Source organism: Paenibacillus flagellatus, from assembly GCF_003217775.1.
GTDB classification, from domain to species: Bacteria; Bacillota; Bacilli; order Paenibacillales; family NBRC-103111; genus Paenibacillus_AB; species Paenibacillus_AB flagellatus.
In genome coordinates this window covers 532,474-545,441 of sequence record NZ_QJVJ01000001.1, presented here as the reverse complement: position 1 = coordinate 545,441, position 12,968 = coordinate 532,474, and the positions used below count along the sequence as shown (strand labels likewise).

Here is a 12,968-nt window from a genome sequence, read left to right as displayed (position 1 = left end):
GGCTGAGCCGGTTTTTCCGATCGGGACGATTACGGTAAACTAAACCAATAGGTCGTCATCGACGCCGACATCCCCACTGAAGGAGGAATGCGAATGGCTCAGCCGAGGTACATCACGGACATCGACAAGCTGACGCAAATCCCGGAGAAGGAGAGAGGGCGCCTGAAAGCGATCACGGAGAAATTCGTGTTTCGGGTGAACGAGTATTATTTGAACTTGATCGACTGGGACGATCCCGGCGATCCGATAAAAAAGCTGGTCATTCCGAACGAGGGGGAACTGATGGAGTACGGCCGGTGGGACGCGTCCGACGAGGACACGAACTACGCCGTGCCGGGCTGCCAGCACAAGTATGCGACGACGGCGCTCCTGATCGTGTCGGAGGTGTGCGGCGCCTACTGCCGCTACTGCTTCCGCAAGCGGCTGTTCCGCAACGACGTGAAGGAGGCGATGTCCGACGTCGAGCCCGGCTTGACGTATATCGCCGCCCATCCGGAAATCAACAACGTGCTGCTGACCGGGGGCGACTCGCTCATCCTGGCGACGCCGAAGCTGCGCATGATCGTGGAGCGGCTGCGCGCCATCGAGCACGTGAAAATTATCCGGTTCGGCTCCAAATTGCCCGTTTTCAATCCGATGCGCATCTACGAGGACGAGGAGCTGCTCGCCATGATCCGGGAACATTCCACGCCCGATCGGCGCATCTACGTCATGGCTCATATCAATCATCCGCGCGAAATAACCCCCGAGGCGAAGCGGGCGTTCGACGCCCTGCACGAAGCGGGCGCGATCGTCGTCAATCAGACGCCCGTCCTGAAAGGGATCAACGACGACCCCGACGTGCTGGCCGAGCTGCTCGACCGTCTGTCCTGGGCCGGCGTCACGCCGTACTATTTCTTCATCAACCGTCCCGTGGCCGGCAACCGCGATTTCGTGCTGCCGCTCGAGCGGGTATACCGGATCGTGGAGCAGGCGAAGGCGAAGACGTCCGGTCTCGGCAAGCGGGTCCGCCTGTCGATGAGCCATACGTCGGGCAAAGTGGAAATACTCGCGATCGAGAACGGCAAGGCGTATTTGAAATACCATCAATCCCGCGAAGGGAAATACGGCAAATTCATGGTGCTCGACTGCCCCAAAGACGCGGCCTGGTTCGACGACTTGCCGGGCAACGAAAACTATTGGGTCCAGCCGGTCAAGAAGACGGACGCCGTCGTCTCCGTCAACGAGCTGCCCGACGTCCCCCGCAAGCGGGCGGAAAAGGTGTCGAAATGACGGGCGCGGGCGTCGCGGACGCGAAAAGCCGGCTCGAAGACGTTCGGGAGCGGCTCGGGAAACGGGGGGCCGAGCTGCTGGGGCTGCAATTCGCCGATCTGTTCGGGGCGATCAAAACGGTCTACGTCCATCGCGACGAATTCGACTCGGCTCTGGCGGGGAAGACGATGTTCGACGGCTCGTCGGTGCCCGGGTTCGCCCGCGTGGAGCGGTCGGAGCTGCTCCTCCTGCCGGACCCGGAGACGATCCGGTTCGAGCCTGCCGTTCCGGAGGAGCGGGGCGTCGCTTATGCGTATTGCGACGTGCTGGACGCCGACGGCGAGCCCGCGGCGTGCTGCTCGCGCACGATTCTGAAGCGGGCGCTGCGGGAAGCGGAGAAGCTCGGCTATACGCTGAACGTCGGCATCGAGGGAGAGTTTTTTCTGTTCGAGACGGACGACCGGGGGGAGCCGATCCATGTCGTGCACGACCGGGCCGGATATTTCGACGGAGGGCCGTCGGATCGCGGCGAGCGGGCTCGGCTGGACATCGTCGCCGCGCTGCGGCGGCAAGGCTTCCGGCTGGAGGCGGCCCATCACGAGGTGGCGCCGGGCCAGCACGAGATCGACTTCAAGTACGGGGACGCGATGACCGCCGCCGACCGATGGATGACGTTCCGGCAAATCGTCAAGCAGGTCGCGCATCGGCACGGCTTGCACGCGTCGTTCATGCCGAAGCCGTTCGCCGGGCAGAACGGCAACGCGATGCATTGCAACCAGTCGCTGCAGCGCCGCGACGGGAGCAACGCCTTCTTCGACGCTTCGCGGCCGGACGGCCTGAGCGAGACGGCCCGCCGGTACATCGGCGGCCTGCTGCGCCACGCGCAAGGAATGGCGGCGATCGCCAATCCGATCGTCAATTCGTACAAGCGTCTGCTGCCGGGCTACGAGGCGCCGACGCACATCGCCTGGTCGTCGAGCAACCGGTCCGCGCTCGTCCGCGTCCCGTCCTCGCGGGGCGCCGGCACGCGGGTCGAGCTGCGCACGCCCGATCCGGCGGCGAATCCGTACCTCGTGCTCGCCGTCATGCTGCGGGCGGGGCTCGAAGGGATCGCGTCGCGGATCGAGCCGCCCGCCGAGGTCGTCGGCAACATCCACGACATGAGCGACACCGAGCGGCGCGATGCGCGGATCGGCCGCTATCCGCGCGATTTGCACGAGGCGGTGGAGGCGATGATGGCCGACCCGCTCGTCCGCGAGACGCTCGGCGACGCCGTGTGCGAGACGTACGCGAGCGCGAAGCGGCGGGAGGCCGACGAGTACGCCGCGGCCGTTCACGGCTGGGAGATCGAGCGCTACTTGGCGCGATACTAGGATGACACGGAAGTACGCCGCACCGGGACGACCGGTGCGGCGTTTTCGGTTGCGGGGTTCTTTTCGTCGCGTAAGCGATGTCGAATGAGAGGCGGTCGTTTTGACCGTTCTTTTTCGTCTTGTGACAAAAAATAGGAGGTCGGCCGCTTCTTCACGAATATTCGATAAAAAATCGGAACCGTTTCCAAAATTCGTCTACCCTATTTGAATATTTTGGTAGTATAATGATGGTAATAAATAGGATGTCCTATTGACACGAATTGGGAGAAGCGCCGTATGACTATTTTCTTGTTTCTCTTGTTCTCCGCTTTGGAGTGGCTGGCGTTGATCGTCCTGACCTTCGCGATGTTCCGATTCGAGCTGAAGGGGTATAAGTGGCAATTGCTGTTTTCCTCAGTACTTCTTGCGTTGATCTCGTACTTTGTATTTGATGTATTGAATTTGCGGGTACTTGCAACCTTTCTCCAGCCCCCGATCGTATTTATCTTTTTGTGGCAAATGTTTCGGGTTCAGTACTTCTACGCAGCTTTGATGACGGTTTACGGTTATTTAGGATATTTATTTCTGCAGCTGCTTTTGTATCTTATTGCGCAATCGATAGGCGTATCCTTGGACGAAATGATTCCAAACACTCTATATGCGTATATAACTCAAAGTATTTCAGTAGGGGCTACCGGCTTACTAGCTTGGTTTCTGTTCCGGTATCGTATCGGGTACATTTTTGTTCCATTCAGCGAATATGCAAACGTCATCATAAAAGGGATTAACTTTCGGCTTTTAGTATTAATTTTGATCGGATACGCCGTTATTTCATTTTCAAACTATCTAGTGTTTAGCAAGGGCGTTCCTGTATTTTTATTGATGGCTATGTCTGTTATACTAGGACTTCTGTTGTATTTAGCACAGAAAAAGGATGATGCCGGTGATAGAAGCATTGGCTGAAAAGGTTGCCGTTTCCATAAAAAAAGCAGATTCGAGGGGAACGGTGAGCGTAGCTGTTATGAAGTACGCTCTTATTATCGTAATAAATTTTACTATCCCTGTTGCAGCTTCACTAGCAATTGGACTCGTAACGGATGCGTTCTATTGGACGTCTCTAACAATATGTGCCTTTACACTTCTCCGAGCATTTTCAGGAGGGTTCCACTTTCGTTCCCCCGTTCTCTGTATGATTGCAACAACTGTGATTACAGCTACTCCGGCTCACTTTGTTCTCTCTAAAAATCTAATCATCCTTTTGACTATAATCGGATTATTTCTCATTGCAATCCTTGCCCCCGCCAATATCAAGGGCTATGCACGTATGCCGGAAAAGTTTTTCCCTTTAATGAAGATGGCTTCTATCGTGATCGTCGGAAGCAATTTTTTTATCCAGTCATCGGCATTCGCCATCCTTTTCTTCGCTCAAGGATTGTTACTTATTTTCCCGTTTAAAAAGGAGGTGAGTCTATGAAACGCACAATTGCAAGCATGTTGTCGAATACGTTGCAAGGAATTGCTCGTTATTTCGTACAAACGGCATCACCATTCGGCCTCCACCGTCCCGAAGTACCTGAAGAATTAAGAAAGTAAATCATCACGGGGCTGCCGGAGTTCCTGCCCGGTGGCCCGCTTCTCACATGGAGGAACGTTATGAAAATGATCGTCACGCGGGATCCGAACAACGATACCGAATGGATCGAGCTCGACTTCGAGGACGTCGTGGCGATTCAGTCCTGGGATCGGACGGTCATCCTTCATACGGCGGAGGAGCAGTTTTATCCGGTGCTTCCGATTCTTTCGAACATGGAGAAGGTGATGGAGCGCTTCGGGTTCCGCAAGCTGGACCGGACGAACCTGGTGAACGTGAACAAAATCAAGCATTACGACTTCGAGCAGGCGCTCGTTTTTTTTGAGGCCCCGGTTACAAATAAAAGCAAATATGCCACAATCTCGTATCGCGAGAACAGCAAGCTCAAGCACGAGATTCAGCGATGGATCGAGCAAAACGTATCGAAGCCGGACGAGCCCCGTTAGCGGGCGGGAGCCCGAGATCCATCCGAACGAACAAACCCGAAGCGGAGCGCTCCGGGTTCATTTGCGTTACGATCCGTCGGTAGTATATCCAAATATTGAAACATACCATACCGTATGGTATCCTAACGGAAGGGGGATTTTTGGAGGGAGTTCTTTGAATGGAAACAAATAAGAAACAAAAGTGGCTGGAGGAAGGTTTTACAATTTTATCCGAAGAGGGGGCCGGCTCCCTCACCATTGAAACGCTCACCGGACGGTTAAAGGTAACCAAAGGAGCATTTTACCATCATTTTAAAAATTGGCAGGACTATAAAGAAAGTCTGCTTTCTCTGTATGAAAATGAAAGGACATTGAAGACCATTGAGTTCGCGGAACAACAGCTTTCACCCCTTGATAAGTTCGAATATGTCATGGAGAAGTCGATACGCCGGGACCAAAAATTGGAGGTGGCTGTGCGCGCTTGGGCGTTAATAGAACCATTCGTGCAATCTTACCAGCAGCGAATTGATCAGAGGCGGGTCGATTATCTGGAAGAGATGATATTCCTTCTCTACAAAGACCGTGAACGTGCTCGTACTGCGGCGCTTATCTTTTACAGTCTCCATGTGGGAAGTCAACATCTCCTTCCGCCTGTCAAGGAGCAAGATCTGGTGAAACTTTACAGGGAACTACAGCAAGCGTTCCATATTTTGGCCTAGGGCATGGACCGAGAAGACGATCATCACTTGGGAAAGCCGAGCCAGTTGGGGGCAGCATTTACGCCGGAGGAAATAGAGCAATTGACGCTACTTTCGTTCCAGGCCCTCAACGTTTTCCAGGACGAAGAACCGCCCGGTTAAGATCAAGATCGAGGATGACTGATTGTAACCGGGTTCTTCTTTTTTTGTAATTACTACGAATTCGTACTAAAAGAGGGGGGTGGACATGAGAATCATCATCTGTACGAGGAAGGGCGGCGTCGGCAAGGCAAGTATGTGCACGAAAAATATTTCAATAAATCGGGAGGATGAGGAATAGATGGTGAGCGGAATCAAACGTCAGATCGGGCTGACGCTTATGCTGACCGGACTGATTCATACGGTCTTGGGGCTAATCGGATTCATGGAGCAACTGCGGCCGATGGTTGCCGAGGGTCTATGGGATACGGTGGGGAACGGGCAATGGGATCGCTCTACCGCTTTCTGGTACTTGATGCTCGGCTTCATGTTGATTGCTCTTGGCCACACGGTGGATTGGCTAATGAAAAAGAAACGGATGGCCCCGCCTGTTTCTCTCGGATGGATGCTATTGGCCATCTGCTTGATCGGAGTTATCGTGATGCCGTCTTCGGGTTTTTGGCTTGGCTTGCCTCAAGCGTGGCTCTTATTCATTCATCGGTCGCCAAAACAAAAGTAGAGGGTGCTAAGGGATGGATCCCAATCTTGATTCGTCGTTGCCTAATGGTTGGAAAGCCTACGTGCGCTTTACAAAGACGTCAGGATGGGCGGCTTATGCGGGTTGCGTCTGGGCTCTCCTGTATGCGGTCTTTGTCCGATTCTATCAGGCCGCGGGAGGAACAATCGGTCTTTCGGCCCCGATTGTCGATACCACTGGCGGCATCTATAAAGCGAGCTATGTCGTGGGTGTCGTGATTATGTTGTGCGGCTTCGTCTTGTTAGGACTCGTTAAACCTTGGGGGAAGGCTGTCCCTTTATGGATTCCATGGATCGGCGGAGCTACGGTCTGCCGAGGATTTCTGTTATTCCCCACCCTTCTCTGCTCTGTCTTTTTAATCGCTCATGGAGCGGCCGGAATCCTTACAAGAGTCCTCTATTTGGCAGGCCTCATCGACTTGAAAATGCCGACATTTACCGGTGAAGTGGATTTGCGTATCGATGCCTTATGGGACTTGTTCGTTTACCAACCCTGGTTCTTCATCATGGGCGTATTATCCGGCTTGTCGGCAGCGCATTATGCACAAGCGAGAGACGTTTCGCTTCCTGCTTTGAAACGCGGCACGCTGATTTTCTCGTTATTTACCATTCTCGTTACTGCGATTTTTACAGCCGCCATCGTGTTTGACTTTGTCGATAAATTAAGCTTTTTCTAGGCGTTCCGTCCCGAGGTGTTTGTCACAACTCCATCCCTCCCGATCGTCTTATTCATAAAAAGAGGGAGGAGATAGGGATGAGACACTATGATGCAGCGGTAATCGGCGGAGGGCTTTCCGGACTAACCAGCTCTATTTATTTGGCAAAAGCGGGTTTATCCGTAGTTTTGTCGGAAAGAGCAAATCAATTGGGCGGCCGTTCCGCTACGGTAAAAAAGAATGGGGCCATGCTGAATTTGGGTCTTCATGCGCTTTATAAAGGCGGGGCCGCCGAAGAGGTACTAAACGAACTGAGAATCCCGGTTAAAGGAGCGACTGTGCCTGCAAAAGGCGGCATCGTGTGGAATGATAAGCTTTACCCCTTACCCGGAAATCCTTTCTCGATTGTTACCTCTAACTTGTTATCCGCTTCCGCCAAGCTGGAAATCGTTTCATTTGTGGGAAAACTAGCCAAAATCGATACAAACGCTCTACCACCGATCAGTTTTCGGGAATGGGTGGAAAAAGAAATCCGCGATCCCACGATCAGACGCCTCATTTACGCCGTCTGTAGAACCAATACGTTTGTACCTTACCCTGAAATCCTCTTGGCTGCTCCTGCAGTCCGAAGATTGCAGCTTGTATTTAAAGGGAACCAAGTCCTATATGTAGATCAAGGTTGGGGCCAACTGGTTGAACGTCTTCGGCAAGAGGCTATCCGCGCAGGTGTTACAATATGGAACCGAAAAGGCGTATCCGCGATTGAGCATGACGGTAGAGTAAGGCAAATCCGGTTTAGTGATGGCGAAACGTTGGAGGTCCCCAATGTCGTTGTCGCGGCAGGACCGGGAGAAGCCTGCAAGCTCGTTACCAACGCGGAGCAAACATCGCTTAAGGAATGGCGGGATCGGGCGAAACCGATCTATGCCGCTTGTCTCGATGTCGCTCTGCGCAGGCTGCCCTACACCGATGATCCAAAACGCCATTTTACCTTCTTCTTGGATCAACCGATCTTTATTAGTACCCCTTCCGTCATTTCCGATGCAAGTGAGGATGGCTCCGCCATTATTCATGTGTGCAAGGATATTGGCTTTGGCTCGGATCATCCCCAAAACGACGAAAGTCAATTGGAGCGGGCTTTGGACTTCATACAACCGGGATGGCAAAAGGAACTTGTCGCAAGGCAGTTCCTGCCGAAAATGACGGTCGCCCATGACTTTGATTCCATGGATCGAATCGGCAGACGCTATGGTCCATCCGTTCCGGAGGTGCGTGGACTGTATGTTTCCGGAGATTGGACGGGTCAAGGGGAAGTGTTGGTTGATGCCGTTTTTGCCAGCGCAAGGCGGGCTTCCGAGGAGATCCTCCGAGACTATAACCACAAAGGAGGGCTTGCATACGGTTGAGGTGGAAGAGCTCTATAAAAGTTTGAGACCATCGCTCCTTTCTTTTGCTTATCGCATGATGGGCAGTATGATGGATGCCGAAGATATCATTCAAGAAACGTTTCTTTCGATAGAAAAGGTTCCATCCGATCTGGTTAAGAATGTGAAGTCATATTTGTTCAGAAGTGTAAGCAACCGGTGCATCGATCGATTGCGGGCGCAAAGCAGGCATCGGGAAGCATACGTCGGACCTTGGCTTCCGGAACCGATCATGAGTGAGGGTAACGGACAAACCGACCCTTTGGAAGGATATATACGAAAAGAAACCATTTCGATGGCATACTTGTTCCTGATTCAACAGCTTTCCTGGACCGAGCGGGTCGTATTCCTGTTGCGAGAAGTCCTTCAATACGAATATGAGGAAATAGCGAAGATCGTCGACAAAAGCAGTGCGAACTGCAGGCAAATTTTCCGTCGAGCCAAAAGGAGCTTGGGAGACATTCCTCCAATGAACGCGGGCATGCAGCGGAATACGACCCATCTGATCGAATCGTTTGCACAAGCCCTTTTGGATGGGGATATGAAAAAGCTGCTTGAAACGTTAACTTCGGACACGATTCTCTATATGGATGGAGGAGGCAAAGTGAGAGCCCCCTTGCGTCCGCTGTTCGGCCATGATCGAATCGCCCGTTTCTTTATCGGTATTTTGCCGGAGTTCCCTGCCGATTTCTCTTATACGCTTCGGGAAATAAATGCGCAGCCCGGATTGGTATTTTTTGCAGGCAAGCAGCTCTTTGCTACGATTTGTTTTGATATTCAACATAATCGGATTGTGAACATTTATGCCGTTTTGAATCCCGATAAGCTCATCAGTCTCACGCGTTTTTTTGCGACCGACCGTATATGATTTTCGCCGATAAACGAAGTTAGACATGGCGCAATTACACACGATGGAGGCTTTGTTCATGAACCGTTTTCAAGAAAAAGTAGCCGTTATTACCGGCGGAGGTGCGGGAATAGGAAGGGCTCTTTGCGAGGAACTTGCCAACCGAGGCGCCATTGTGATTGTTGCCGATATTCATGAGGGAAACGCAAGGAATGTTGCGGCCGCCATTAAACAAAATGGCGGCAAAGCGGACCATAGGGCGGTCGATGTATCCGGCGAACAAGAAGTGAAAAGGCTGATCGAAGACACGGTTTCAAACTATGGTCGGATCGACTACATGTTTAACAATGCAGGAATCGCTATAGGCGGTGACGTGCGTGATTTGACGTTCGAGCAATGGGAGAAAGTCATGGGTATTAATTTTAACGGCGTTCTGTACGGATCGATATATGCTTATCAAGTCATGGCGAAGCAGGGCTTCGGTCATATCATCAACACCGCGTCCGCAACAGGCTTAATGCCGCAGCCGGGAAATACGCCATATTGCGCAAGCAAGCATGCCGTGATGGGCCTTTCGCTGTCGCTGCGTCATGAAGGGTTGGATTTGGGCGTGAAAGTAAGTACCGTATGTCCAGGGCATGTTCAAACCAATATATACAAGAACATGACAGTAGCAAACGTTAAAAATGAAAAGCTGGTCGCAAGCTTGCCGGTAAAAGCAATGGACACCCAAAAGGCGGTTGCCACCATATTGAACGGCGTTTTGAAAAATCAAGATATCATCATCTTCCCGGCTAATGTGAAGTGGGCTTGGCGTATCAATCGTTTATTTCCCCGTTTGTTGGATAAGGCATGGGTCGAGAAGATAAGGAACATACGCGATCTTCGAGAGAAGGGGTAAAGAGGGTTGTTGCGAGTGATTGACTAGCCGTTCAGTCTTCCTTATCATGATGATAACGAAATGATCAGATCGGGGAGGGCGCACCTATGCCTCGAACACGCGAGGAAAATGACCGAATCCGGCAGCAGGCGAAAGAAAACATACGAACGGCGGCGATCGAGGTCTTTATCGAGAAGGGCTACCATGCGGCGTCCATCGAGGATGTGGCGAAGCGTGCGGGCATTTCCAAAGGTCTAATGTACAACTATTTTGCGGGAAAAGCCGATCTCCTGAAGGAATTAATCGCGGGCCGAATCGAGGAAATCGTACGGGTGATGGAGGAAGCGATGAGGAAGCCGACCCCGGCCGAGCAGCTGGCGCATATCGCCGACCATGCGCTGAGGAACGTACAGCAGCGGCCGCGCGTCTATCGGTTTTACTTGCATCTGCAAACGCACCCGGAGAACGACGAGGTCGTATCCGCCTCCAGCCAATCGCTCAAGGACGAGATGGCCCGGCAATTTCAATTCCAGGTCGATATATTCCGGCGGATGGGTGTCCCCGATCCCCAGATGCGATCGCTCCATTTCTCGACCGCGCTTCACGGCATGATGCTGATGTACGCCACGTACCCGGACGATTTCCCTTTGGAGCCGTTGAAAGAGGAAATGCTCTCCGCGTTTCTCCACAGGGACGGGAGCTAGCACGAGAACGAACAACCGACTTCCGAGCGGCAGCGATATCGAAATCGGAATCGAATCCGGCGTCGTGAGCACAAGCTGTGACAAAAAAGTGCCGGTATATTGGGTATTCGCATAGCCCGCTTCCTCTGGTCGATAATACGATGTTTCAAAACCATGAGGAGGTAAACGATGGCAAATGTGAAGGCAAGTCCGCAATTTATCAGATTATGCAACCAATTCTCGAGAATATTGGGCGGGGAGCATGAAATCGATCCGGGGCCCGTTTGTTTTGTCAGCCGGGCCAGAAGACTGAATGCGACCATTTTGGGAAGACGCACGACTTCGCCATTGGTTCGGTACCAATTGTTTTCGTTCGAATCCCTTGACAAGTCGGGGCGAGCGCTTTGTTTAGGCGAAACCGCCCTTTTTCAGAATCAGGCGAACCGGCTGATCCGTAATCTTCAAAGAAACGGCATCAAGGTAACGGCTCTTCACAATCACTGGTTGAATGACAATCCCCGATTAATGTATATTCACTGGGAGTCCATCGACAATCCCATCGCATTTGCAAGGAAAACGAAGCGGTCTATAGCCTTCTTGGGTTAAGGCCATTCGAGAACATTCCAGGAGCGGGCTTCCAAGGGGAGGTTCGCTCTTCTTTACGTAAAAACCCGACACCATCGATCCCCGAAAGCAATACACTACATTAGCCCAAGACAGACATTAAGAAACGAGGGAGATCATCGGGATGAATCATGTGCAGGGGAACGAGAAATGGGTATTCGATTACATCGTGATCGGAACCGGTCCGGCCGGAGCTGTCATCGCCAAAACGCTGTCAGACGATCGCAAAGCATCCGTTCTTGTACTGGAAGCAGGGGAAAATAAAAATAACGATGCTCCGATCAAGGACTCCTCCTTCGCACTGGAGCTTGAGGAACGTTTTTTTCCGCAGTACTTCTGGCAAGGCGAAGGCGTACCCCAGAAGGAAGTGGACGATCGCAGCTTTGAATGGACGACGGGACGCCTTTCCGGAGGCGGTTCTTCTATTAATACCGAACAATATGTAAGACCGACGTCGGCCGTTTTCAGAGATTGGGAAAGATTGCTGGGGCCGATCTGGTCGCCGGAGCTCGCGATCAACCGGTTCAAGCAGCTGGAGAACTACAACGGAATAACCGGCAATCCGGACGCTCGCGGTTTTCATGGCCGTATCGATATCCGGCAAGCGCCGGTCAACCCGTCCGCTATGGCGGAAAAGCTGGTTACGGCCATAGAACGGGCAACGGGATTTCAAGAAATTGTCGACTATAACGATCCCGATACGCCACTCGGCCCGTTTACCCGCTGGCAACTGTACCAACAACCGAACGGTCGTCGGGAAAGCTCGTCCACCGCCTTTCTCTCGGGCGATATTGTGAATGCAGCCGGACGCGGCGTGAACGGTCGTAAGCTGCGCGTATTGTACAAATCTACAGCACTTCGCGTTCTGTTTTCGAAAAGAAGGGCTATCGGCGTTGAATTTCTAAGGGAGGGAAATTGCGTTCGCGCCTACTGCCGCAAAACAATCATTGTGTCCGCAGGCATCAATAGCGCCCAGTTATTGATGCTTTCCGGCATCGGACCCGCTTCGCTTCTCCGGAAGGCGGGTATTCCGGTTTTATTCGACAATCCGAACGTGGGTAAACATCTCCGTAACCATACGCTTAATTTCGCCGTATTTAGCGTCAATAAAAACGATACCCCGGCGAACTCCGACCCGAACGCCTTATTCACAGGCGGCGCTTTCCTGCCCGATCCGACCGGTGATGCCAACCCGAACCGCCGGGGGGTCCAACTGATCGGTATCCCTTCGGAAGACACGTTATCGATTGCGATTCTTTATTTGCAGCCCAAAAGCCGGGGCTCGATAACCATTCAGAGCGATGACCCGCTCCAAATCGTTCTTGCGGACGAAGGGTTTTTAGACGATCCTAGCGATCTGGAAGCGATAAAAAAGATTTACAGGATCTATATCAAACCAATTGCGGAACAATTGGAATCCGTCGATCCCGCGTATCGTCTTCTCTCGCCTTCACTGGATACGATCGATAACGACTCCGAGCTCGAGGCGTTCATTAAGGAAAATTTCGACCATAATCACCATCAGCAAGGCTCGCTTCGCATGGCTCCGCTTAGCCGGGGCGGCGTTGTCGATCGCCGGGGACACGTGCATGGCGTAAAGGACTTGGTGGTTGCGGACGATTCGATCATTCCCTTCACCGTTGACGGCAATACGTCGGCTCCGGCTTATCTCATCGGACTAACGATCGCGCGTCAAATCAAGCTTGGTACGAAGGCCCGTAAAAAGACAAGGTCGTTCCGGCGACTCGATCAAGCGGAAGAGGAGTAAAGGTTAATCGAGAATATATGGGGCGCACGAATAC

Annotated in this window: 15 protein-coding genes; all 15 read left to right on the top strand. The window is 52.5% G+C overall.

What is annotated here, in order from left to right:
- Positions 1-93 precede the first annotated feature (93 nt).
- The 15 genes from DLM86_RS02520 (at position 94) to DLM86_RS02445 (ending at position 12,934) form a co-directional block, all read left to right on the top strand.
- Positions 94-1,272 (top strand): KamA family radical SAM protein, encoded by a 1,179-nt coding sequence (locus tag DLM86_RS02520; protein WP_110838372.1) that lies wholly within the window; start codon positions 94-96, stop codon positions 1,270-1,272.
- Complete coding sequence (gene glnA, locus DLM86_RS02515; protein ID WP_110838371.1) at positions 1,269-2,624, top strand: type I glutamate--ammonia ligase; 1,356 nt, start codon at positions 1,269-1,271, stop codon at positions 2,622-2,624. The genes DLM86_RS02520 and glnA overlap by 4 nt, the downstream gene beginning before the upstream one ends.
- A gap of 276 nt (positions 2,625-2,900) precedes the next feature.
- Positions 2,901-3,566, top strand: coding sequence for a hypothetical protein (locus DLM86_RS02510; protein ID WP_110838370.1), 666 nt, complete (start codon positions 2,901-2,903; stop codon positions 3,564-3,566).
- Positions 3,547-4,077: an accessory gene regulator B family protein gene (locus DLM86_RS02505; protein WP_158289288.1), complete on the top strand. Its 531-nt coding sequence runs from the start codon at positions 3,547-3,549 to the stop codon at positions 4,075-4,077. Before DLM86_RS02510 ends, DLM86_RS02505 begins: the two co-directional genes overlap by 20 nt.
- Positions 4,074-4,196: a cyclic lactone autoinducer peptide gene (locus tag DLM86_RS02500; RefSeq protein ID WP_110838368.1), complete on the top strand. Its 123-nt coding sequence runs from the start codon at positions 4,074-4,076 to the stop codon at positions 4,194-4,196. The genes DLM86_RS02505 and DLM86_RS02500 overlap by 4 nt, the downstream gene beginning before the upstream one ends.
- Before the next feature lie 60 nt (positions 4,197-4,256).
- The gene (locus DLM86_RS02495) at positions 4,257-4,640 is read left to right on the top strand and encodes a LytTR family transcriptional regulator DNA-binding domain-containing protein (protein WP_110838367.1); all 384 of its coding nucleotides are present in this window, start codon (positions 4,257-4,259) and stop codon (positions 4,638-4,640) included.
- Positions 4,641-4,798: 158 nt separating this feature from the next.
- Positions 4,799-5,338: a TetR/AcrR family transcriptional regulator gene (locus tag DLM86_RS02490; RefSeq protein ID WP_110838366.1), complete on the top strand. Its 540-nt coding sequence runs from the start codon at positions 4,799-4,801 to the stop codon at positions 5,336-5,338.
- A gap of 319 nt (positions 5,339-5,657) precedes the next feature.
- The gene (locus DLM86_RS02480; RefSeq protein ID WP_110838365.1) at positions 5,658-6,035 is read left to right on the top strand and encodes a DUF6463 family protein; all 378 of its coding nucleotides are present in this window, start codon (positions 5,658-5,660) and stop codon (positions 6,033-6,035) included.
- Between the two features lie 13 nt (positions 6,036-6,048).
- Positions 6,049-6,729, top strand: coding sequence for a DUF3995 domain-containing protein (locus DLM86_RS02475; protein ID WP_110838364.1), 681 nt, complete (start codon positions 6,049-6,051; stop codon positions 6,727-6,729).
- Between the two features lie 77 nt (positions 6,730-6,806).
- Positions 6,807-8,114: a phytoene desaturase family protein gene (locus DLM86_RS02470; protein WP_110838363.1), complete on the top strand. Its 1,308-nt coding sequence runs from the start codon at positions 6,807-6,809 to the stop codon at positions 8,112-8,114.
- Positions 8,101-9,000 (top strand): RNA polymerase sigma-70 factor, encoded by a 900-nt coding sequence (locus DLM86_RS02465; RefSeq protein ID WP_245954305.1) that lies wholly within the window; start codon positions 8,101-8,103, stop codon positions 8,998-9,000. Before DLM86_RS02470 ends, DLM86_RS02465 begins: the two co-directional genes overlap by 14 nt.
- A 58-nt stretch (positions 9,001-9,058) precedes the next feature.
- Positions 9,059-9,880, top strand: coding sequence for an SDR family NAD(P)-dependent oxidoreductase (locus DLM86_RS02460; protein ID WP_110838622.1), 822 nt, complete (start codon positions 9,059-9,061; stop codon positions 9,878-9,880).
- A gap of 86 nt (positions 9,881-9,966) precedes the next feature.
- Positions 9,967-10,563, top strand: a complete 597-nt coding sequence (locus DLM86_RS02455; protein ID WP_110838361.1) for a TetR/AcrR family transcriptional regulator — start codon at positions 9,967-9,969, stop codon at positions 10,561-10,563.
- Positions 10,564-10,731: 168 nt separating this feature from the next.
- The gene (locus DLM86_RS02450; protein ID WP_110838360.1) at positions 10,732-11,148 is read left to right on the top strand and encodes a DUF1259 domain-containing protein; all 417 of its coding nucleotides are present in this window, start codon (positions 10,732-10,734) and stop codon (positions 11,146-11,148) included.
- A gap of 142 nt (positions 11,149-11,290) precedes the next feature.
- Positions 11,291-12,934, top strand: coding sequence for a GMC family oxidoreductase (locus DLM86_RS02445; protein WP_110838359.1), 1,644 nt, complete (start codon positions 11,291-11,293; stop codon positions 12,932-12,934).
- Positions 12,935-12,968 lie beyond the last annotated feature (34 nt).